Origin of the sequence: Bdellovibrio sp. HCB185ZH (assembly GCF_047302455.1) — a bacterium.
Lineage (GTDB): Bacteria > Bdellovibrionota > Bdellovibrionia > Bdellovibrionales > Bdellovibrionaceae > Bdellovibrio.
The window spans coordinates 2,864,866-2,886,390 of record NZ_CP178624.1 but is presented as its reverse complement, the minus strand read 5'-3'; the positions used below and the strand labels follow the sequence as shown (position 1 = coordinate 2,886,390).

Below are 21,525 nucleotides of genomic sequence, written 5' to 3'. Positions count from 1 at the left end.
CGATTTGCTATCCAGCTGCTCCTGAATAAAAATTGGGGTCCTAATTATTCAGGAGTAGCAACTTTGAAAACGACATCTTTGAAGTCAGTTCTGTTCGTATTGGCACTGGCTCTATCTGTTCCCGTTCCGTCCCATGCTGGTTTGGATATTTTCGAACCATCAAAAGTTCTAGAAAAAATCCGCAAACAAATCGCGAAGCAAGATATCGGTGCGACGATTGGCTTAAGCGCTGACATCATTGATGGCTTAAGCGTTTCCTTAAAGTACAAAGCCAAGTCAGAACCTTCATACTTGGACGGTTACTATACTCGCCTCGATAAATATATCATGACGACGAATGTGAACGTTGGTGATCTTCTGAATGGTGATATCACTCCGTTTGGTTTCGACGTTGAACAAGGCACTGAAGTTTACTTTGCCCGTCAGTTTAAATCTCAAGGCGATTCCATCAAAGCTCTTCCTTACACTTTGGATCGCATCCCTTTTACAGCACAAAAAGCGGTTCAAAAGTTGAAAGTCGGCGATTTCGTGGCCCTTCAAGGAAAGCTTAACATCGTATTCTCGGTTGGCGCTGACACCGATTTGAATCCGACAGTTTCTTTGGGTGGTTCTACACATATTTATATGTCGGGTGATTTCATGATTCACTTGTACCGCATGGAAAATGATAAGATCCGCGTGAAATTGATCACGTTGAGAAGTCGTGGAACTGGCGCAAGTGCAAGCATCGATTATCTGGGCCGCCTTAAAGTGGTTGGTCTTCGTGTCGTTGACAGAAAGCTTGAGCGTTGGATTGACCTAAAACCAGCGTCTTTGAACTTCGGTAAATCTTTGAATGATGTTTTCATGTTGGACTATGTGTTTGATTTGAAAAACCCAGCGGCAGCAACGGCCTTCAACAACTTCATGAGCAAAAAAGTGAAGTTCAAAAACTTGAAAGTCATCGACCCAACCGCTTCCCGTCCTGAGTTGCAAAATGAACTTTTGACGGACATGTCTGAAGTTGAAGACATGTACATGGAAGATCATACATTGCCAGCAGATCAACGCCGTATCGATCGCGTGTTCAAAGGCTCCAACACATCTATCGATATCATGTCTCGCTATAAGCTATCCATGAGCATCCTGCGCCTGGAAGCAAACACGATGTATTCCCAAAACAAATTGCAGAACTACGATTCGAACAACATCGAAAAACAATACATCCTGGACACTTACCAAAAATCGGCTCAGTCGAAAATCTTTTACGGAATTTGGGGTAATAAGATCACTGAGGGTGATCACATTATATTTAATTCCAACCCTCAATGGACACCGGGCTCATTGGTTACGACTTCACACTTTTATGAAGCGCGTATGAGAAACGTTTCCAAAAAAGATTTCGGTAAAATGCAAAATCGTGCAGAAGATGTTCTGCCAGAGTGGATCTATCGTCAGATTGATTGGAAACACTGGGATTTCTCTAACGGTGACATCGTAAACGGATACTTCCGTCACCAAGTGTGTATCAGCCCTGAAGCTTACGAGGCGATTCCAAGATACTCTGCCAATCAGATTGAAAAAATGTTTTCAGCTTACCTAGATTCCCAAGATCAAGACTTGGATCAGTTAAGACATAAAAAGATCGAAAAAATCGCAACAAATTTGGCTTACCTTCTTCAGCCGGTCATGACCGACAAAGCTCGTTATGAAGCTTTCAGAAATCTGCAAAAAATTGCGATGTGGCGTGATCACGGAGCTTACTTCATTCTGACTCTTTTGCCGGAAAATCGTTTTGAAGAACTGGTGACTTATGAGATGACTTTCTCGGGCCGCAAATCAGAGCAAATCAACTTCCGCTTTGGTAACTTTGAAAAACAACAGCTTTACCAAACGTTGTTGTATATCCAAAACCTGATCAACGACCGTTCCTTTGATCTTCGTCTGGTGACAGATTCCACCGGCGGAAAAACAAAACCATAGTTAAACGATAAGGGCTTCTTCGGAAGCCCTTTTTTATTTCACTCTCTCAAAAGTGAAGTGTTCCCTGTGGATTTTAATTAAGTAATTTGAGACAGCGCGACAATTCCCTGATATCGACAGAAAAACTACCTGACCAGAAGATAAAAGCTTGGCTCCTTAAGCTCCCCATATGCTTGACGTTTTCCCTCTGAAAACGGACCGTAAACAAGCTTTTGGAAATTAATACAAACCCGTGCTTCGTTGAGAAAGGAAATATTCTCGGCGACTCCATTTAGAGCTTTAGATTAAAGGATTTTAAGTATATTAACCGAACCCTAGTTGCTAAGTAGACCAGCTCAATTACATCTAAAAGGGGAAAACGGTGTCATTCTTGAGATTCCAACTGGCATTGACTGCTTTGATTGTCGGCTTCACGACATCGTCTGCTTATGCAAAAGTCTATTTGAACTCCCAATGCACGATGAAAGCCAACTCTGGCAAAATCGAAGGCAACGGCTCCAAAGACGAAAAATTTCCACTCGCTTCTATTTCAAAACTTGTGACTTCGTTGTGGGCGATTGAAACTCTGGGCGCCAACTACCGCTTTGAAACTAAAATCCACGTTACAAAAATCGGTCCTAAAGCTTACAATATGCATTTCGAAGGCAGTCGCGATCCTTTGATGGGTCGTAATGTCGGTTATTTCATCCTGGCTCAGCTGACGATGAAACAGCTTGGTATTGAAAGAATTGAAAACCTGACCTTCGATGAAAACTTCCAAATGGAATGGAACGTGGAAGAGCCGGTGGCAGTCGCGGGCGACACTAAGTTGTTCGCTGACATCGCAGAACAAGCAGCCCATGTAGAACATGAATTGGAAAATGGTTTCATCACCACGATCGCCGACAATTCCTATACTTACTTGCGTAAGATTTCTAAATCGGTGGGCGTAACTTTGCCGGAAGAAAAACCGAGCATCAAATTTGGCAGCGTCACGTTCTTGGCGAAAGATGACTTTAAAAAAACGAACGAGACTCAAACGTTTGTTTACAAGTCCGCCCCTCTTTATAAAATCATCAAGAACATGAACAACAAGTCCAATAACTATGTGGCCGACCACTTGTATTGGAACTTGGGTGGCACTCAGGCTTTCAATGCTTACTTGGCAGCGAACCTGAAAATGGACAACCGCGATCTTGAGTTCAACTTGGGATCTGGTAACAATGCGGACTATATCTCTAAAAAGAAATACGACTACAATGAAGGCACATGTACCGCGATGATCAAAGTTTTGATTCGCCTGAACGAAGTTTTGGCGACCCAAAAACTGATTTTGACGGACGTGATGGCAGTTGCCGGCAAAGATGATGAATCCACTTTGAAAAATTATGAAGGTGTGATGACTGATGCCATGGTTGCAAAAACTGGCACGGTCGACAAAGCAAAAACTTTGGCTGGCACCATCTCTACAGGGAACGGCACGATCTATTTCGTGATCCTGATGCACAAAGATTCTTCCGGTGAGAATGGTTCGGCAGCAAATGCTATCAAGAACCGCATCCGGGCTTTGTTCACAATCAACAATGGTTCTAAGAAAATTAACTATTCAGAAACCACGCCACTTCCATTCGATAGCCAATCGGCTCTTGTTCTGGAATACGGGCCTCATTTAGGAATGTTCTAATGATCAGTGTGACGCTTTGGATTTTTTATGTTCTGGTTGCGATGTTCACCGTTTTTGGCCCGGTACGTGCCAGCGGTTACACCGTCGAGAACTTAAACAAAGCGATCGAACTTCAAAAGAACAAAGAAGTTCAGGAACAAATTCAATCGAAAGCTTTCGATCCGGGCATGGGCGATTCTGATGGAATCACTCCCCTGATGGCCGCCGCCATGAACGGCAACGTCAAAGCCTTGAACTTGTTGATGCAGAAAAACGCGAATCTGGAACAAAGAAACAAGTTCGGAGACACAGCCTTGGCCTTGGCGGTTTCCAATGACCAGGATGCGGCTGCAAAAACATTGATCGCAGCGGGTGCTAGAGTTGACATCGCCGTTCTTTCCGAAAACAAAGACACTTTGTTGATCACGGCTGCGAAAAGCAGCGAGAAAACCACTCGCCTGATTCTGCAAAAGAATAAAAAAGTCATCGATCAAACCAACGCCCTCGGCAATACCGCTTTGATGGAATCCATCATTGCCGGCTACCCTAAAATTGCAAAACTTTTGGTCCAAAACGGCGCTGATGTGACTGTGAAGAACAATGACGGCAAGACAGCCTTGGATCTTTCAAAAGAGATGAAAGACAAAGGTCTTTCTGACCTTTTGACTAAAAAGTCAAAATCCACAGACGGTTCGAAAAACTAAAAGTCCTCACGCCTGCACTTTTCCATAGGTTCCTGATTGCGTGTCTTTCACGACGGGAATATAAATTCATAATGGAAACAAATAGCTCTCTTCCGATCCAACTGACTCAAACAGTTAAAAAAGGTGGCTGTGCAGCCAAAGTTGCAGCCCACGAATTGCGCGCGATCCTCGATCAGGTGAAATTTCCACCTACCGATGAAGCAGTGATGGTTGACGGCGGTCTTTTCGACGATGCCGCTATTTACAAAGTTTCTGACAACTTGGCCCTCGTTCAAACTTTAGATTTCTTTACTCCCATCGTGGACTCTCCGAAACTTTTTGGAGCCATTGCCTCTGCCAATGCTCTTTCTGATGTCTATGCGATGGGTGGCACTCCGAAAACAGCAATGGCGATTTTTGCTTTTCCTTTGGCGACGATGGAAAACAAAATCGCCGTCGAAATTCTTCAGGGAGCGAGCGACAAAATGGCCGAAGCCGACGTCAATTTCGTCGGAGGTCACTCGATCGATGATGATACTTTGAAGTTTGGTCTTTCTGTCACAGGTTTTATCAATCCCCAGCAGGTGTGGTCGAATGCCAAAGCGAAAGCTGGCGATTTTTTGATTCTGACAAAAGCATTAGGCACGGGTACATGTATGGCTTCATTAAAACGCCAAGCGCACACGGAAAAAGATCTGCAGGAACCGTTGAACAGCATGGCGACTTTAAATCGAGTGCTGGATTTATTGGACGAAAAAGACACGAACGCTATTCATGCGGCGACGGACGTCACAGGATTTGGATTGATCGGTCACAGCCAACAGATGGCTTTGGCGAGTCAGAAGACGTTCACTTTCAACTTCTCTAGCTTACCGCTTTTTGAATTAACGATGTCTTGTCTGGAACAGGGCTTTTTAACCAAGGCTCACGCAAGCAACGCGCACTACACCAATGAACACTGTCAGCTTTCGGAACTAAACCAATTGCAAAAACATGTTGTCTGCGATCCCCAAACCAGTGGTGGGCTTTTGTTAAGTGTTTCTGCTGATCAAGCGCCAATGATTCTTACAAAATTAAAAGCACGCTTCCCGAAAGCGGCTATTGTTGGAAAAGTTTCTGAACCATCGAATTTCGCGGTCGAAGTAAAGGCCTGATGAAGAATCTGCCGACTCTTTCTCCTGAGGACCTTTGGACACGCCTTCTTCATGATTCAGTAAGAATCATCGATGTGCGTGCACCAGTGGAATTTGCAGCGGGCTCGATACCCTGTTCTTCCAACCATCCCATCATGAATGATAAAGAGCGCGCCGAAGTCGGCACCGCTTATAAGATGCACGGGCAACAACATGCGATTGAATTGGGTCACTCTTTGGTTCAAGGACCTATCAAAGAAGAGCGGGTTAAAGCCTGGATTCAAGAATATCAAAAAGATCCAGCACAAACGATCGTCACTTGTTTTCGCGGCGGCCTTCGCTCTCAAATCACCCAAACTTGGTTGCGTGAAAAAGGCATTGATGTCCTTCGCGTGGCAGGTGGCTACAAAAAGACCCGTCAACTTTTAATCGACAAGATCGACGAGTTTTGCAAATCCCGTGAGCTGGTGGTTTTGACCGGAAAGACCGGTGTCGGAAAAACTCAATTGTTGAGTCAAGTTCACACGCGTCCCTTGCTGGATTTGGAAGCCCTGGCAAAACATCGCGGTTCTGCCTTTGGCGGATACTCTGAACCACAGCCCTCGCAGATAGACTTTGAAAACGGTTTGGCTGTATCGTTGGGTAAATTCGGATTGCAATCCTTTAAAGGCCCCATCTTAGTGGAAGACGAAAGCCGTTTGATAGGTCGTTGCGTTCTGCCCGACAACTTCTTTGCCCAGTTGCGTGAATCCCCCGTGTTGGTTCTAGAAGAATCCCTCGAAGTCCGCGTGGAAAATACTTTTCAAGAATATGTAGTCGCACCAATCGCTGATCCCACACTGTTTCCAAAGCTTCAGGAAAATCTGGCAAAAATTAAAAATAAACTCGGCGGTCTTCGCTATTCCGAAATCGCTAGCGATCTCAAAACAGCGGAACAGAGTTACAATGACCACCGCGATTTGGAACCGTGCAAAGTATGGATCGAAAAACTAATCACCTGGTATTACGATCCAATGTACGAGTCCTCTTTCCAAAAGCGCAATCCGCGCATTCTCAGCAAAGGCAATCGCCAACACATTCTGCAGGAACTGCAGAAATAAAAAACCCCGGTTTCCCGGGGTTTTGCTTTTTAAGAGAACAGCTTTTTGATGAAGCTGGAGATTTTTTTACCGATCGTTTGTTTCGGTTTAGGTGGTCTGCGAGCAGCGCTTGCTCCCTTGCGTGGTTCGTGGCGTTTGTGAGCACCTTGACCACCACGGTTTTCACCGCGTTTTTGCTGGCCATGGGCTGCAGCTTTTGCACCGTGCTCAGGACGTTTCGCGTGTCTTGGATTTGGTCCATCAGACTTAACCGCTGAAGCGCCTTTGCGCTCTTCGCGTGGAGGTCTGTTATCACCACCACCGCGGTTTTCACCACGAGGACCACGACCGCCTTCGCGACGTGGGCCACGGTCACCTTCACGACGAGGGCCGCGTTCACGGTTTCCACCGCCCGTGCGACCACCCTCACGACGAGGACCACGTTCGCCACGCTCACCATCCAATGATTTTGGATAATGGCCTTCGAAGCGATCTGGGAATGGTTTGAATTCCTGAAGAAGCTGATCGTTTTCCAAATAGCCCACTTCAATTTTGTGCTTCAAATAGTCTTCGATACGAGTCAAAGACTCGATATCTTTTTCGCCCACCATGGAGAAGGCCTGACCTGTCGTCCCCGCGCGACCTGTACGGCCGATACGATGAACATAGGATTCAGAATCCATTGGCAATTCATAGTTGATAACCAGGTCGACGCCTTTGATATCCAAACCACGAGCCGCAACGTCTGTTGCCACCAGAATGTTCAGATGATTTTCCGCTTTGAACTGTTCGATCACGCGATTGCGTTGAGCTTGAGTCAAAAGACTGGAAATCGCCATCGCTGGCACATCGTTATCAATCAAGAATTTCGTGATCTTTTCCACGTTCAATTTGAAGTTTGTGAATATGATCGCTTGTTTTGGATTGTGCAATTTAAGCAAAGACAAAAGATGCTGAGGTTTTTCAGCGTTGCCCACGTGGAAGATCTGGTCTTTCACGTTTTCAGCTTTAGCTTGGTCACGGCTGATATTGATTTCAACCGGCTCTGAGCCAAATTGGTAAGCGGTGTTCAAAACATCGAAGTTCAATGTTGCCGAGAAAACCAGGAACTGACGTTCACGAGGCACTCTTTGCAAGATGAATTTCATGTCGTCTTTGAAGCCCATGTCGAACATGCGGTCCGCTTCGTCGAACACGATCGCGCGAACTTGCTTCAAATCCACCAAGTGTTCTTTGTACAAGTCGATCAAACGGCCTGGAGTTGCCACGATGAATTCAACACCGTTTTTAAGCGCCTCTTTTTGTTTGTCATAACCTGTCCCACCATAGATTGCGAAACCACGAAGGCCGCTTTCTGCGCTGAACTTGATGATGTTGTCTTGAACTTGCTCTGCCAATTCACGAGTGGGAACCAAAACCAAAATAAAGTTTTGGGGCTTCCAATCTTTAAACGCGCGTTTTTCGATGATTTCTTTTTCTGAATCAGAAACTTCGCCGTGAGCAGGGCGAGCACGTAAAATACGCTCCATCAATGGCAGAACAAATGCTGCAGTTTTGCCGGTGCCTGTTTGTGCTAGGCCGGCGACGTCTTTGCCATCCAAAATGTAGGGCATGGCTTGCGCTTGGATCGGTGTGCAATCGTCAAAACCAGTTTTCTGGATTGCAGACGCCAGCGCGGGATCTAAATTTAACTCTGAGAATTTCAATTTTGTATACTCCGGTTCGTAAGCCCAAACCTACTTTTCGGTGCCCTAAAAGTCACCAACAAAGCTTTTTAGGCTCTCTATAAAGGTCTGAGGCTGATCTGAATGGACCCAATGTCCAGCCCCAGGGATTTCGACGCCCTTAATCATCGGGTTCTCCGCTAAGATTCTCTGATAAACGTCAGATTTTAGCTCTTGAGATCTCTCTCCCCGAATCCAAAGTGTCGGCATTTTAAGGCCACGGACTTGGTCCCAACGCTCATGCGTATGTCCGGCCTTCACTGATTCAATGATACCATACTTGGAAAAGCGCCAATCAACGGTCCCGTCCGGTTTTTCCACCATATTCGAGTAAAAATACTGAGCCATAACTTCGACTTTTTCTCGCGTCTTAGCGATTTTAACAAAGTCTTCCATAAAGAACTTACGGGCTTCCTCTCGAGTGGCAAAAGGAGTAGGAGCTAGATTTAAGAGATACTCATAGTACTCATAGGCATTCGGCGATGCTTCGGGTCCGATGTCTTCAACAATCAGCTTTTCAACATACTCCGGATACATGGAAGCAAAGGCCATAACATTTCGCCCCCCCATGGAGTGACCCACTAGAATAAACTTTTTCCAGGCAAGTTCGTCGACAATCTGTTTTAAGTCGTTAGCGTAATCTTCAGGCGAGTAGCCTGATTCAGGCTGAAAAGAGCGCCCATGCCCGCGTTGATCGTAGGCTAGGCATCTTTCCGTGGCTTCAAGCCCCGAAATGATCCGGCGCCAATTTTGCCCGTAACCCATAAGCCCATGAATAAAGACCCATTTTCGCCCATCAACTGGACCATAGAACTGGTGATTGAAGTTGTCCAAGTATGCCATATCGAACCTATCCTGCGCCCCTTGAAGGGGTATTTCAAGTTTGAATTTTGGAACGAAGGAGAGTAGATTCAGCGACAATGAGTTCCTCGAAAAAGCCCCAGCTTCATGAAGACTGGATTGATCCTTACGCATTAAGAATTGTCAAAAACCTCCAAGATTCTGGTTTTGAAACCTATTTGGTGGGCGGATGCGTACGCGATCTGATGGTGGGAATTCATCCGAAAGATTTCGACATCGCAACCAGCGCCCACCCCAATCAAGTTCGTAAAAAAGTTCCCAATGCTTATGTCATTGGTCGCCGTTTTAAACTGGTTTTGGTGAAACGTGGCGATTTGCAATTCGAAGTCGCTACTTTCCGTCGTAATGTCAGTGCAGAGGAAATCGCTGCCACTCCTGAAGAGGAAACGATCGAGGGTGATAATTATTTCGGAACTGTGGAAGAGGATGCCAAACGCCGTGATTTCACTGCGAACGCTGTTTTCTATGATCCAGCCAATAACAAGCTGATCGATTTCTGCGGTGGCATTCAAGATATCGAAAATCGCGTTTTGCGTATGATTGGCGATCCCAAAGATCGCTTCATCGAAGATCCGATTCGTATTTTGCGTGCGATTCGACTTTCTCACAAACTTCACTTCTCGATTGAATCAACTATGCGCCATGCGATCGTTGAAACCAGCTCTGAATTGAAAAAATCAGTTCTGCCTCGTCGTCGTGAAGAATGGCTGAAATTCCTGCGCCTGGATGAACCCCATCTGGCGTTCATGGAACTTTTCGATTTGCATATTCTTGAACAAATTCTTCCAGGTTTGCATTCGGTCTTTATGGATCCGGCGAAAATGGAAGTTTTTGAATTGCACTTGGCACGTATCACCCAAGTAGGCATTAACAAGCAAGATCCATTGGAGTTGTTTGCGGGTGTGATGTTTGCGTTTATGAAAGCCCAATATGGTGAAGGCCAATGGAATCAGGAAGAGATTCTGGATGATCCAAAATTGGCTTATTTCATGCGTGAGGAAATGGGCATCTTTAAACAGGAAGCCGCCGTTTTCTTTAAAGCTTTGCATTTGATGACGGGCCTTAAGAAAATCGAAAACTATTCCCGCAAGGGCGAACGTCGTCAGATGGCTTTCGTATTGAATGAAGCCTTTGGATTGGCGATGAAGCTTTCGATGATGGATTTCTCTTTGTCAGCTTCCGAAATTCACTACTGGATGCAGCAGTTGGAAAAATTCACGGGTGGCAAAGTTACGCCCACCCACTAATTACGCGCCAGAAGTGTTTTCGCCAGCACTTCTTCCAACATCGACATATCAATCGGTTTACTCAAATATCCGTCAAAGCCTGACTTCAAACATTCCTTTTGACCTTCGGCACTGGCTTGCGCTGTCAAGGCGACAATCGGTTTTAAATATCCACGCGCGCGCAACTCTCTCGCTGCCTCATGCCCGGACATACCTGGCATTTTTATATCCATCAAAATCAAATCATAACCTTCAGCTGTCACCGCGTAAGAAATGGCTTCTGCGCCACTGTCACAAATGTCCACCCTGGCTCCGTGGCGAAGCAGATAACGATGCATCAGATTGCGCAGGTCTTCCGAATCATCGACGACCAAAATGCGGCGATCCTTCAGATATTCAGAATTTTTATTCTGTGGCAGGTTGCGCTCCAGCACCAAGCGATTGGCCTGGTGAGCCTCTACCAATTTTAATGGCGTGACCGATCCAACACTGATGGAGTATTCAAAGATACTTCCTTTACCCTCGACTGACTCAATCAAACACAGGTCCCCGCCCGACAGACGTGCCAGTCGTTGAGACAAGGCAAGTCCTAACCCCGAGCCCACAACTTTTTGAACTTCGCGGCTCTCGCCACGCATGAAAGGCTGAAACAGATTCATTTGGGTCTGCACATTCATACCGATACCAGAGTCCGTCACCCGAATGCGCAAAGTTCCTTGATTCTCGGTATCCATTCCAAAAGACACCAGAACCTGAACCTCCCCTTGGGGAGTGAATTTCACGGCATTAGACAAAAGATTAATTAAAACCTGACGGAAACGCACCGAATCCATTTGAATTTCATCCGGCAAGAGAGTCATGTACTTCAGTGTCAGACGATGGCGGGAATCAATCACCGTGCGAATCACTGAAACTGAATCCTCAATCTCTTGAACCGGACTCATCGGTGCTTTTTGCAGGAAAAGTTTTTTACTCTCGATTTTTGAAAGATCCAAAAGATCATTCACCAAAGAGGTCATGAACTTCCCCTGCCTTTGGATCGAATGAATATCTTTATAAGCGGCCTCGTCCAAATTCGGGTTGGCGAGCATCGCCTCTGAAAAACCCAGAATCGCTGCCAGTGGCGTGCGAATTTCGTGACTGGCATTTGCTAACAAAACTGATTTAGCTTCGTTCGCTGCCTCGTGCAGATCCCTTTCTCTCAGAAGGAAATCCTGATTACGCTTGATTGTTACGTCCCATACGATACCTGAAGTGCGCATGACATTGCCGGCCTCGCAACGCTCGACTTTTCCACGAAATGCCAAAGAACGGGCTCCTCCATTTTCACTCGCCAGCAAAAATTCAAAATCCAGTTCGCGATTTTCATGAAAATTCGAGCGCAGAATATCTTTTAACAAAGCTTGTTCCGGCAAGAGCTGCAGATTTCCCTCGCGGTAAATCATGTCTTCCTGAATATCCCAATCCCACGTCATCGCCTCTGACGACGCCATGGCCATACGCACACGCTCTTCACTGCGGAGTAAAATTTTATCGACACTGAACAAAGTCATAATCGAACGATTCAAAGAGCGCCCCAAAACGATGACCAACGCCAGGTAGATCAACATGATCACCCCAACCAAGTACGTGTGAGGCTGCCCCGAAACCAGGTAACCCAGAGCCCAACCGACTATCGTGGGTCCCACCACACAAAGCATGGCCGTGCGGTTGGAAACGTAAATTATCATTCCGCCTGCGGTCATCACGGCGATCAACATCGCCGATAGATTTTGAACCGTCGTCCCCGTCCACGGAGCCATAAACCCCATGGCCCCCCAACTCAGCCCCGAAACGGAAAGCAGGCAGTATTTGGCTCTTTTCCAGATATTCAGTTGTTCGATATTTTGAATTTTATCTTTGGCCTCATGCCAGAAAGGCACAATTCCCAGGCTCAGGGCCGCATAGACATTGATGGTTAGAAACCAGCCGATGATGAACTTGTGAGAAACAGCATCCCAGGCCACAAACGTATAAAAATAGGCGGTCGTCAAAACTGCTACCATGGCAGTAAAGCTTTGACCCAACAGAAGGTCCACCTTGCGAATTTCTAGTTCGAGTAGATCGTTTTTTTTCATATACGTGCGAGTTGGTAATATTCCATAGACGCTAAAAATAAAACAGGGAAAGTCTGAACTTTCCCCGTTTTACACGTTCCATAAAGCAACTGTAATTTAGGCGGCTTCTCTTAGATCAAGCTGCCTTAACAGTTCACCGGCAATTTTATCCAATGCCATGACTTTATCTGCTGCGCCCAAAGCGACAGCGGCGGCTGGCATGCCATAAACCACGCAAGTTTCTTCGTTTTGCGCGACCGTATATGCACCCGAATTTTTCATTTCTAAAAGACCTTCAGCGCCATCTTTCCCCATACCCGTGAGTACAACACCCATCGCATTTTTACCTGCGTATTTCGCGACCGATTTCATAAGGTAATCGGCAGCAGGGCGCACACTGTGCATAGGAGCGTTTTGATGAAGCTTGATATAGTAAAAGGCACCGCTACGAGTGATTTCCATATGATAGTTACCCGGAGCAATCAACACACGGCCTGGTACGACCTGATCACCTTCTTGAGCTTCTTTAACTTCAAAAGGGAACATGGCATTCAAATTATCCGCAAAGGATTTCGTGAAACCAGGAGGCATATGCTGAACCACCACTGTTCCAGGAATATTCGCTGGCATGCCGGAAAGGAAAACTTTTAAAGCCTCAGTACCACCCGTGCTTGAAGCCACCGCGATCATTTGATGGGTTGTGCGCGCAAGTGACGTACGATCCACTTTTGCCACGGGAGTCGTCGGAGTCGACATTTTCGTTCTGGATTGAATACGAGCGCGTGCAACCACACGAACTTTTTCGATGATCTCGCGTCCTAAAACCTCGAGGGTTTGCGAAACGTCGATGGACGGCTTTTCCATGATTTCAATAGCGCCCGCTTCAAGAGCCCGAAGATATGTTTCAGAACCTGTTTTCGCCAGACTGGAAAAGATAACTGTTCGAGTTGGAAAGTGCTGCATGACTTTTTCCAGAAAGCTGATGCCATCCATACGAGGCATCTCCACATCCAAAGTCATGACATCTGGTTTTAACTGAACCAGTTTATCACGGGCAATGTACGGATCCGAAGCAGTACCAACCACTTCGATATCCGGCGCCGAAGAGAAAATTTTCTCTAGCAACTTACGAATCACTGCGGAGTCATCAACGATGAGAACTTTGATTTTTTGACCCATATTTCCTTCTTACAGTTTTTGATAAACTGCGCGTGATAGCGGTTTCAAATGAGAGTGTTTAATATTTCCTGATTCGGAATGTCCCAAAATCAGGTATCCACCCGGAGCCAGACACGAAGTCAGGCTGTCGATCACTTTTTTTGTCGTTTCTTCATCGAAGTAGATCAAAACGTTGCGACAAAAAATCACATGGAACTTATGCTGAAATTCATACTTAGGACTCATCAAATTGAATTGCGCAAAGCGGACCATGTCATGAATATTGTCTTTTGCTCTCCAATATTCGGTTTCATTCTTTTTAACTTTTTCAAAATATTTCAAACGCTGTGCTGGCGGAAGCCCCTGCATCTCGCGATCTTCATAGGCACCGATGGAGCCTTTTTTCAAAACTTGCAAGTCGATATCCGTCGCAAGCAGGCGTGCCTTCATGCCAGGAATCTGTTGCATTACTTCGTGAGCAGTCATAGCGATCGTGTACGGCTCTTGACCCGTACTGGCTGCTGCACACCACATACGGATGTCAGCGCCAAACTTTTTATAAAGCTCCGGCAACTGCTGCGCCAGGAAATCAAAGTGATTCCCTTCGCGGTAAAAGGACGTCATGTTTGTCGTCAAAGCAGAAATGAACTCGGATGTGATCTCATGATTTCCGTGCTCAACCATATCCCAGTACTGTTCGTAAGATTTCAAACCATGACGGCGTAAAAGCTTCACAATACGGTTTCTGATCAAAGCATGATTTTTAGGAGAAAACGGCAAATCCACACCCGCCAAGTCATACATGTGCTTGGCGAACTTTGCGAACATCTTCTCTGTGAGCTGTATATCTTCAAACTCATACAGAGCACTGACTGCTTCCGACTTTTTTAATGCACTCATGCCGCTGCCGCCATTCCTGATGATTTAGAAACGGACTGCAATAATGAACCTGGTTCCAAAATTAGTACGGTACGACCATCACCCAGAATCGCAGCACCTGCGATCTCTGGAATATCAAAGCCTGTCACGATTGGTTTTACAACCACTTGTGCCTGACCCAAGACATCGTCCACGGGGAAGGCCATTTGGCCCGTCACGGACTCGATGATCACAAGCATCGTTTCTTCACGACGCGCGCTCAACGTGTCTTTTACGACTGTTTCTTTGGTGCCAAACTGGCTGTTCAAAGAACCCAACGTGTGTGACACATCGATCACTGGAAGCAACAAACCACGAATGTTTGCCACTTTGCCAGCATTCGAAATATTTGTGTAATCCTTCGGCTGCACACGCACGATCTCGCGGATCGAGTGAATTGGAAGGATGTAACGAGAACCATCCAAAGCCACGATGATACCGTCAGTGATCGCCGTGCTTAGTGGAATCGTCAAACGGAATGTCGTACCCACGCCTGATTTAGACATGATGTTGATCTTACCGTTAATCTTATCAAGATTTGATTTCACCACGTCCAAACCTACACCACGACCGGAAAGGTCAGAAATTTTGTCAGCCGTCGAGAAACCCGGATAGAAAATATATTGGAAAACTTGTTCATCGGGAATCGTTGCCGGGTCTTGGCCCTTAGGTACGAAACCTTTTTCAATAGCTTTCGCCAAAACTTTTTCACGGTTGATACCCCCACCGTCATCGATAATTTCGATAACGACGTTACCACCATTTTGTTTTGCAGAAACTGTCACTTTCGCAGTGACAGGCTTACCACGCTCTTGACGTACTTCACGTTTTTCCACGCCGTGGTCCATCGAGTTACGAACCAAGTGAACCAAAGGGTCACCCAATAGTTCGAACACCGTTCTTTCAACCTCTGTCTCTTCACCAATCAATTGCAGATCAACCGGTTTATCCAAAGTCAAAGACACGTCACGCACGATACGTTGAATTTTGATGAACATGGATTTCAAAGGCGTCATGCGGATGCTTAATGTTTTTTCATACAGCTCACGCACGGCTTTATCCAACTGGTCAACGATGGCTTCCAAACGAAGATTTTCACCACTGCGAACAGTGTCGTCGTGTACCAACTGATTTTTCAATACAACCAACTCACCCACAGCATCCAACACGGAATCCACACGACCCGTATCCACTTTGATAGTGCTGTTAGCATTTTTCGCTGGAGTTTTGTTACCGCCACCGCCGCCACCATTTTCTGATGCAGCCGGTTTGGCTTCAGAAACAACTTTCAATTTCGGAGCTTCTGTCACGGGCGCTGGTGACGCCGTCGCTGCCGGAGATACCGCAGGGCCCGCGGCCACAGCAGGAGCAGCTTCCACAGCCACCACTTCAGAAGCGGAAGCCTCTGCAGGAATTTCAATCGCTGCGTTTTCAAGTTCACGGATCAATTCTTTTTCAGCAGCTTCTGCGGCTTCTTTCGCATGGAACTCTGCTTGGTCTTCTGGAGACAATTGCGCCAGCAACTCTGCCAAAAGATCATGGTTCACCACATCGTCTGCCGGTTCCATATTTGGTTTTGCTTCTGGTACAGGGCAATTTGCCGCTGCGGCATCCACATGCTCAAAGAAATCATCAGGTACTGCCATCTTTGGTTCGTCAGCTGTTGCTGCTGCCACGGGAGCTGGAGCCGCTGCGGCTGCTGCCTCTGCTGCTTTCGTGTGAGAAGATTTTTTACCGGAAAGGCTTTCCGTCACCGCCACCAGTTGCTTTACAAGTTCAGATGGATCCCATGGGCCACCTTGGCCTTGTTGCAAAGAGGAAATGCGATTTTTCAACTCGTCACCTGCTTGCAACAACAAAGAGATCACATTCGAATTCACCAGCTCTGGCTTGGAACGAAGAAGATCCAAAAGGTCTTCGGCAACGTGGGCGAACTTTGCAAGATCCGTCAATCCCACTGCGGCGGCGCCACCTTTTACCGAGTGAGCCACACGGAAAATATCCGTCAGATCTTTCGCAGGATCATCACTGTTTTCTAATTTCATCATGGATTCGTCGTATTGTTCGAACATGAACAAGGACTCATTAAGGAAATCCATCTGCAGTTCTTCAAAGAATGCATTATCGCCGCTCATTTATTTCTCCAGGGACTGTGTATTTCTAATCACTAGAGTTATCGGCAACTTAGAACATTAGCTTCTATTACAAAGGACCAGAGCCGCGGGTGGATTCATCGATTTAGTCATAGGTCCTGGAGTCGGTTGAAAGCCGTCTCATAAGGGCGCGAAAATCCGAATTAACAATTATTTTTAACATCCCCTTAAGTTCCCTTGAGATTTCTACGAATAGTATGGGGTCCAATTACATTGAAAGGCCTATTTATGAGTGAAATGTCTACGAAAGCAAAAGCTGGTCAGTATCTGACTTTCCAATTGATGTCAGAGCAATATGGTGTCGCGATCGAAACAGTTCGCGAGATCAACCAGTTTGGTGAAATCACTCCGGTTCCACGCACGCCTGAATACGTTAAGGGTGTCATGAATTTGCGTGGAAAAATCATTCCAGTTGTAAATCTTCGCGTAAAATTCGGAATGGATGCTCAAGATAAAACTCGCGACACATGCATCATCGTGATCGACACTGAAATCGGTCAGGTAGGCATGATCGTGGATTCAGTAAAAGAAGTTGTGGATCTTCAGGACAACCAAATCGAACCGTCTCCGGTTCTTGGCAACCAAAGCTCTATGCACTTCGTTCGCGGTATGGGTAAAGTTGATAACAGAGTTGTTATCCTTGTTGATATCGTGGCGGCATTCTCTTCAGATCAAATGGGTCAAATGGCTCAGTTCTCTGAAGCTGCTTAAGAGGTACGCCGTCCCTTTTAGGGGTGCAGTGCTTCAGATGCTCATTCAAATAAAAAAGGCACTGATTTTGTCAGTGCCTTTTTTTATTTTGTCGTTCGAGTAACAACGATTAGTCGTTGTAGTCGTCACCTTTGCAAAGATCGTTGATTTTAGAATCCAAGATTTGGATTTTTTGAACCAATGCAGATCTTTGATCTACAAGCTCAGCAATCACGTCTGCATTGCGAGCATCTTTGATTTTAGAGTTCAAGTAAGCGATAGTTGCTTTCGCTTCAGATTTAGCTTCGATCATTTGACCGCAAGAAGCTGCGTTTGCTTGAGTTGTGAAAAGACCTGCCAAAACCAATGCGCCGATAAGTGCTTTCATTGAGACTCCTAATGGAATGAGTTGATTATTTTGACCGGAACCTACCGGATGAGAGCGAAAAACTCCAATTTAATAAGGTGTAATTCGCCGATGCATCCAAAAAATTCACGAGTGTCAGAGTAAAAACAGAAGAATGTATTCATTTTTCACTCCAAACTTTAACATTTGTTAAATACCTACAAGGAAGCGACTAAAGCAAACCTGCTTGAACAATCTCGATCCAATAGTTATCAGGATCTTTGATGAAGGCGATGTTTTTCATTCCGCCCTCCCCTAAGCGCTTCTGATAATTCACATTGAGCTTATCAAAACGTTCGCAAGCGACCTTGATATCGGGAACCGTCACGCAGATGTGACCGAAGCCGCGAGGCTCTGAGTTGCCATTATGGTACGGAGTTGATTCTTGCTCCTCAGTACCCCAGTTGTGAGTCAGCTCTAAAACCGCTTCACGACCAAATGTGTACTTAGCATTGGCTTCGTTTTCAGTTGGAACGTTTGTGCCTTCCGGGACGTACGCCAAAAAGAATAAAGAAAATTTCCATTCAGCGAAATCAAGTTTGCGAACCAGCTTCATACCCAAAATACGAGTGTAAAAATCCAAAGACGCTTTCGGATCCTTCACACGAATCATGGTGTGATTGAAAACGTATTTTTTGGTTTCAGAATCGGGGTTTAGACAAAGACCAGGAATGGTTTCGCTCAAGTGCAATCTCCTTGTAAGCAGATGAAACCGTTTTGCTATCGTATGTGGCCCCTGAAACCAAGTCTGATCGCACCATCCCCCAAGTTAAGGTCTGCTTAGAATCCGCGAAAAAATCCAGGTGCATTTGCTTGCACAAGATTCGAACAGGCTGCCGTCAAGGCACCGGAGCTGGCACCAATATAAATGGGTCCGTATCCGCTGTATTTTAATGCCGTCACATTCGCAACACCACTTGAGGGCGTAACACTTGTGGGTGTTAGGTTGCCGGAAGCCAGTGTCGTGCAAGTGGCATCTTTATAAGCCTTCAATGCAATGGCCGTCACATAGGTTGTCGCTGTCGCATTTGAACTGTCTTGCGCTGCGATTTGCGGCTGAGTTGAAAAAACCACGCCTCCAAAAACCTGTCTTGCAGGTTGGATGATAAAAACCAACTTGGTTGCCACTGGCGCCGACACGGTCACTTTTGTGGAGCAAACGGTAAAGCCTCCCACGGTCGCTTTAATGTAAATGGCTTTGGCAGATGAAAAGCTCATTCCGGAAGTTGTCGCCACACCCGCAGACATCGTCGTGGCATTCACAGAAAGACCTGTCGTAGATCCCGAGGAACATGTCGATCCGGTGAATGTAGTAAACGTGACTGCGCCTGACAACGTCTCAGGATTTCCCATCCAGTCCCTGGCTGCAAGAACGGGTTGAGCTGAAAACAGTTGTCCCACTGTGGCGGTGGAAGGTGGTTGCGTTATATAGACAATGTTATCGACGGCGTCAGCAGATATCACGACGGCATTACTGCAAACGCTGGTTAAACCACTTCCTGAAAACTTTAAATAGACTGTCGTTGCCAGTGAATAAGACAAATAGTCCCAGGTCGTCACTCCATCCGTTTGAGAAGAAGGGCCAGAAAATAAAGTTCCTGCCGTCGGAGGACTCCCATCTGGAATCGTCGTTGTACAGGTTGCATCGGAGTAAGCAGAAACGGCAACTCCTCCTGAATACACATAATCCAGATCCGCTGGCATCTTGAACCGCGACCTTAGGAATTCTTCCAAAATCCCAGCCAGCGGTGGCAGTGGTTGAGGGCTGAGTGGTTAACACCAATTTTGTCCCAACCGAGCCCACCATGATTTTGGATGTACAAACTGAAGTAAGGCTTCCTGAACTGGCTTTGATGTACACGGTCCCCAGTGTGTCATAACGAAGATCCACACCCCGGCCCATTCCAAGACCGGCGACGTTTTGAAAAGTCCCTTGTAAAGTTCCAGAGGCTGCCGTGGTGCAAGTTGCATTCGAATAAACTGCGACAGTGATCGCGGTGCTGTAAGTTGGGACCATGTATCCGTTGGCATCCACTGCTGCAAAAACAGGTTGGCCCGAAAAGCTGACGTCTTTACGTGCATAGGTCGAAGGCTGCGTGGTGACGGCAAGCTTGGTTGCCACTCCTGGCGAGAAATTCACAATCGTGCCGTTAGCACCCGCTGTCGCGTTGTTGGGTCCACTGCTACCGACACCACTCGCTCCACCGGTGGCGATCATGGTTCCTGTAAAAGAATTTGTCCCGGCAATCAGAAAAGCAATGCGACCTCCGCCTCCGCCCCCGCCGCCGCTACTACTATAGCCCGAGCCGTTGCCTCCATTGACAGAGACCGCACCACTCCCAATAAAGCTGCCTGAATAGATTAGCAAGCTTCCACCCGATGCGCCCCCATTTCCACCGGACGATGAAGATGTTCCATCTGCGGTGATTGCACCATTGAGTTGCAATTGCCCGACCACCAAAATTCGGATGGCTCCTCCGCCATAAGTTTCAGTATATCCTCCGGATCCCAATTGCACCGGTTGATAAGCATTGCCATAGATTGCCTGCGAGGGCGAAGTACTGCTGCCACTATCTCCCAATCCTCCGGCTCCGCCGTGACTGGCTCCAGGATACTGCATAATACCACTGCCCGGTCCGTCTGAACCGAATCCCCGACCCGAGGCAGTTATCTCCGAGGCCGCATCGACGGTGATATTGTTGGCGGCTAAGGTTGAGCCAATTCCCGTCGTGCGATTTCCCACGACAGCCAAAGTCGCTCCGCCGGTCACAGAAATATTTCCACCAGCAAAAACGTCACCGTAAATAGCCACGCGGCAATTGCTACTCAAATTTAAATTATTCAAAGTCGAGGGCAGATCACTTGCCAACATAATCCCAGATGAACTTGAAGCGATGCTTTTGTTGCAATAAATATCATTCGGTGAAGACTTATAACGAAAAATAAAAGTGCCCGGATCGCCGTCAACACCTGCACCATTCCCACCGCTGACGTCGACGGTGCCCGAAAACAAAGTATTCGAGAGAATACCAATTCTGCCCCCACCCGCTCCGTCTCCGCCATTCGCGCCACCACCCGAAACATTTAAAGTTCCAGACCCCGTGATCGAATCCACATCCAAAAAAATACTTCCACCAGAACTTCCTCCAGGGGAGCCGTAACCCTGACTTCCAATCGCAGAGATTGTTCCAGTCAAAGAAAGCGCTGGAGATTTAATTTTGATGGCGCCTCCACCAGGAAACCCAGTGGTATTTACTCCTGAAGATCCCAGAGACATGGGTTCTAGTGCGTTTCCATAGACCAACGCCATGTAACCAGCCAGTACCTTGTTTCTGCCACCCAATCCTCCGTGGGCGGCACCCATACCATTCACTGATGGCAAACCCGGACCACCAAATGTATTTCCCGCGACAGAACCATATCCTTGAAGATTTGCAGAAAAAGTTCCGGTGACAGTGACAGAAGTTGTTGCATTAATAATAACGCCCGTTCCAGCCGACACATCACTTAATGCCGTCAATGTGCGCGTAGTATTAATAGTCAAAGAATTGATGTTATAGGTCCCGGAACTAAAAGAAACGTTTCCGTTGATAACAACATCGTCCGAGGCCGTAAAATCACTGGGACTTTTAGTTCCTGAAGTCACCGTCACTGTTGCGGCCTGAGAGGCCGAAAACATAAAAAAGATCAACGAGACGACAAAAATATGACCCACAACACATCCCATCTGCATTTCGACACTCGTTAAATTCTAATTTATTTAATGAGGTGAAAGGCAGACTCGCGCTCTGAGA

The 21,525-nt window shown here is 46.5% G+C and carries 17 protein-coding genes; 7 read left to right on the top strand and 10 right to left on the bottom strand.

Translation table 11 applies throughout. The annotated features are described in order from the left end of the window. Window positions 1-63: 63 nt before the first annotated feature. The 5 genes from ACLSU7_RS14120 (at window position 64) to mnmH (ending at window position 6,520) form a co-directional block, all read left to right on the top strand. Window positions 64-1,962, top strand: a complete 1,899-nt coding sequence (locus ACLSU7_RS14120; RefSeq protein WP_413292537.1) for a hypothetical protein — start codon at window positions 64-66, stop codon at window positions 1,960-1,962. Between the two features lie 361 nt (window positions 1,963-2,323). Further along, window positions 2,324-3,625: a D-alanyl-D-alanine carboxypeptidase gene (locus tag ACLSU7_RS14115; RefSeq protein WP_413292536.1), complete on the top strand. Its 1,302-nt coding sequence runs from the start codon at window positions 2,324-2,326 to the stop codon at window positions 3,623-3,625. Beyond that, window positions 3,625-4,308: an ankyrin repeat domain-containing protein gene (locus ACLSU7_RS14110; RefSeq protein WP_413292535.1), complete on the top strand. Its 684-nt coding sequence runs from the start codon at window positions 3,625-3,627 to the stop codon at window positions 4,306-4,308. The genes ACLSU7_RS14115 and ACLSU7_RS14110 overlap by 1 nt, the downstream gene beginning before the upstream one ends. Window positions 4,309-4,379: 71 nt before the next feature. Continuing rightward, window positions 4,380-5,441, top strand: a complete 1,062-nt coding sequence (gene selD / locus ACLSU7_RS14105) for a selenide, water dikinase SelD (protein WP_413292534.1) — start codon at window positions 4,380-4,382, stop codon at window positions 5,439-5,441. After that, window positions 5,441-6,520 (top strand): tRNA 2-selenouridine(34) synthase MnmH, encoded by a 1,080-nt coding sequence (gene mnmH, locus ACLSU7_RS14100; protein WP_413292533.1) that lies wholly within the window; start codon window positions 5,441-5,443, stop codon window positions 6,518-6,520. Before selD ends, mnmH begins: the two co-directional genes overlap by 1 nt. Before the next feature lie 29 nt (window positions 6,521-6,549). On the opposite strand, the gene ACLSU7_RS14095 is transcribed toward mnmH, so the two are convergent. Together ACLSU7_RS14095 and ACLSU7_RS14090 are read right to left on the bottom strand one after the other, a co-directional pair. Then, window positions 6,550-8,205, bottom strand: coding sequence for a DEAD/DEAH box helicase (locus ACLSU7_RS14095; protein ID WP_413292532.1), 1,656 nt, complete (start codon window positions 8,203-8,205; stop codon window positions 6,550-6,552). A 45-nt stretch (window positions 8,206-8,250) separates the two neighbouring features. After that, entirely contained in the window at window positions 8,251-9,066 is an 816-nt protein-coding gene (locus tag ACLSU7_RS14090; protein WP_413292531.1) for an alpha/beta fold hydrolase, read from the bottom strand. 77 nt (window positions 9,067-9,143) lie between these two features. Between ACLSU7_RS14090 and ACLSU7_RS14085 the strand changes: the two genes are divergently transcribed. Next, window positions 9,144-10,331: a CCA tRNA nucleotidyltransferase gene (locus tag ACLSU7_RS14085; RefSeq protein WP_413292530.1), complete on the top strand. Its 1,188-nt coding sequence runs from the start codon at window positions 9,144-9,146 to the stop codon at window positions 10,329-10,331. On the opposite strand, the gene ACLSU7_RS14080 is transcribed toward ACLSU7_RS14085, so the two are convergent. From ACLSU7_RS14080 to ACLSU7_RS14065, 4 genes are all read right to left on the bottom strand, one after another. Next, window positions 10,328-12,427 (bottom strand): response regulator, encoded by a 2,100-nt coding sequence (locus ACLSU7_RS14080; RefSeq protein WP_413292529.1) that lies wholly within the window; start codon window positions 12,425-12,427, stop codon window positions 10,328-10,330. The two genes, ACLSU7_RS14085 and ACLSU7_RS14080, sit on opposite strands and share 4 nt — an antisense overlap. Window positions 12,428-12,523: 96 nt before the next feature. Beyond that, entirely contained in the window at window positions 12,524-13,585 is a 1,062-nt protein-coding gene (locus ACLSU7_RS14075) for a protein-glutamate methylesterase/protein-glutamine glutaminase (RefSeq protein WP_413292528.1), read from the bottom strand. A 9-nt stretch (window positions 13,586-13,594) separates the two neighbouring features. Next, entirely contained in the window at window positions 13,595-14,464 is an 870-nt protein-coding gene (locus tag ACLSU7_RS14070) for a CheR family methyltransferase (protein WP_413292526.1), read from the bottom strand. Further along, the gene (locus tag ACLSU7_RS14065) at window positions 14,461-16,617 is read right to left on the bottom strand and encodes a chemotaxis protein CheA (protein ID WP_413292525.1); all 2,157 of its coding nucleotides are present in this window, start codon (window positions 16,615-16,617) and stop codon (window positions 14,461-14,463) included. Before ACLSU7_RS14065 ends, ACLSU7_RS14070 begins: the two co-directional genes overlap by 4 nt. Window positions 16,618-16,863: 246 nt before the next feature. On the opposite strand from ACLSU7_RS14065, the gene ACLSU7_RS14060 reads away from it, so the two are divergent. After that, the gene (locus tag ACLSU7_RS14060) at window positions 16,864-17,346 is read left to right on the top strand and encodes a chemotaxis protein CheW (protein ID WP_088615692.1); all 483 of its coding nucleotides are present in this window, start codon (window positions 16,864-16,866) and stop codon (window positions 17,344-17,346) included. A gap of 109 nt (window positions 17,347-17,455) precedes the next feature. Here ACLSU7_RS14060 and ACLSU7_RS14055 read toward each other — a convergent pair whose 3' ends face one another. The 4 genes from ACLSU7_RS14055 to ACLSU7_RS14040 form a co-directional block, all read right to left on the bottom strand. Next, window positions 17,456-17,713, bottom strand: a complete 258-nt coding sequence (locus ACLSU7_RS14055) for a hypothetical protein (RefSeq protein ID WP_413292524.1) — start codon at window positions 17,711-17,713, stop codon at window positions 17,456-17,458. A 190-nt stretch (window positions 17,714-17,903) separates the two neighbouring features. Further along, entirely contained in the window at window positions 17,904-18,344 is a 441-nt protein-coding gene (gene gloA / locus ACLSU7_RS14050) for a lactoylglutathione lyase (protein ID WP_413295423.1), read from the bottom strand. Window positions 18,345-18,511: 167 nt separating this feature from the next. Beyond that, the gene (locus ACLSU7_RS14045) at window positions 18,512-19,273 is read right to left on the bottom strand and encodes a hypothetical protein (RefSeq protein WP_413292523.1); all 762 of its coding nucleotides are present in this window, start codon (window positions 19,271-19,273) and stop codon (window positions 18,512-18,514) included. Further along, window positions 19,203-21,446 carry a hypothetical protein gene (locus ACLSU7_RS14040; RefSeq protein ID WP_413292522.1) on the bottom strand — a complete coding sequence of 748 codons (2,244 nt, stop codon included), beginning with the start codon at window positions 21,444-21,446 and terminating at the stop codon, window positions 19,203-19,205. The genes ACLSU7_RS14045 and ACLSU7_RS14040 overlap by 71 nt, the downstream gene beginning before the upstream one ends. Between the last annotated feature and the right edge of the window lie 79 nt (window positions 21,447-21,525).

Excerpts from the sequence above, each read along its gene's own strand:
- ACLSU7_RS14110 (WP_413292535.1), top strand. The coding sequence starts at position 3,625 with ATGATCAGTGTGACGCTTTGGATTTTTTATGTTCTGGTTGCGATGTTC.
- selD (WP_413292534.1), top strand. The coding sequence starts at position 4,380 with ATGGAAACAAATAGCTCTCTTCCGATCCAACTGACTCAAACAGTTAAA.
- mnmH (WP_413292533.1), top strand. The coding sequence starts at position 5,441 with ATGAAGAATCTGCCGACTCTTTCTCCTGAGGACCTTTGGACACGCCTT.
- ACLSU7_RS14090 (WP_413292531.1), bottom strand. The coding sequence starts at position 9,066 with ATGGCATACTTGGACAACTTCAATCACCAGTTCTATGGTCCAGTTGAT.
- ACLSU7_RS14085 (WP_413292530.1), top strand. The coding sequence starts at position 9,144 with ATGAGTTCCTCGAAAAAGCCCCAGCTTCATGAAGACTGGATTGATCCT.
- ACLSU7_RS14080 (WP_413292529.1), bottom strand. The coding sequence starts at position 12,427 with ATGAAAAAAAACGATCTACTCGAACTAGAAATTCGCAAGGTGGACCTT.
- ACLSU7_RS14075 (WP_413292528.1), bottom strand. The coding sequence starts at position 13,585 with ATGGGTCAAAAAATCAAAGTTCTCATCGTTGATGACTCCGCAGTGATT.
- ACLSU7_RS14070 (WP_413292526.1), bottom strand. The coding sequence starts at position 14,464 with ATGAGTGCATTAAAAAAGTCGGAAGCAGTCAGTGCTCTGTATGAGTTT.
- ACLSU7_RS14065 (WP_413292525.1), bottom strand. The coding sequence starts at position 16,617 with ATGAGCGGCGATAATGCATTCTTTGAAGAACTGCAGATGGATTTCCTT.
- ACLSU7_RS14060 (WP_088615692.1), top strand. The coding sequence starts at position 16,864 with ATGAGTGAAATGTCTACGAAAGCAAAAGCTGGTCAGTATCTGACTTTC.
- ACLSU7_RS14055 (WP_413292524.1), bottom strand. The coding sequence starts at position 17,713 with ATGAAAGCACTTATCGGCGCATTGGTTTTGGCAGGTCTTTTCACAACT.
- gloA (WP_413295423.1), bottom strand. The coding sequence starts at position 18,344 with ATGATTCGTGTGAAGGATCCGAAAGCGTCTTTGGATTTTTACACTCGT.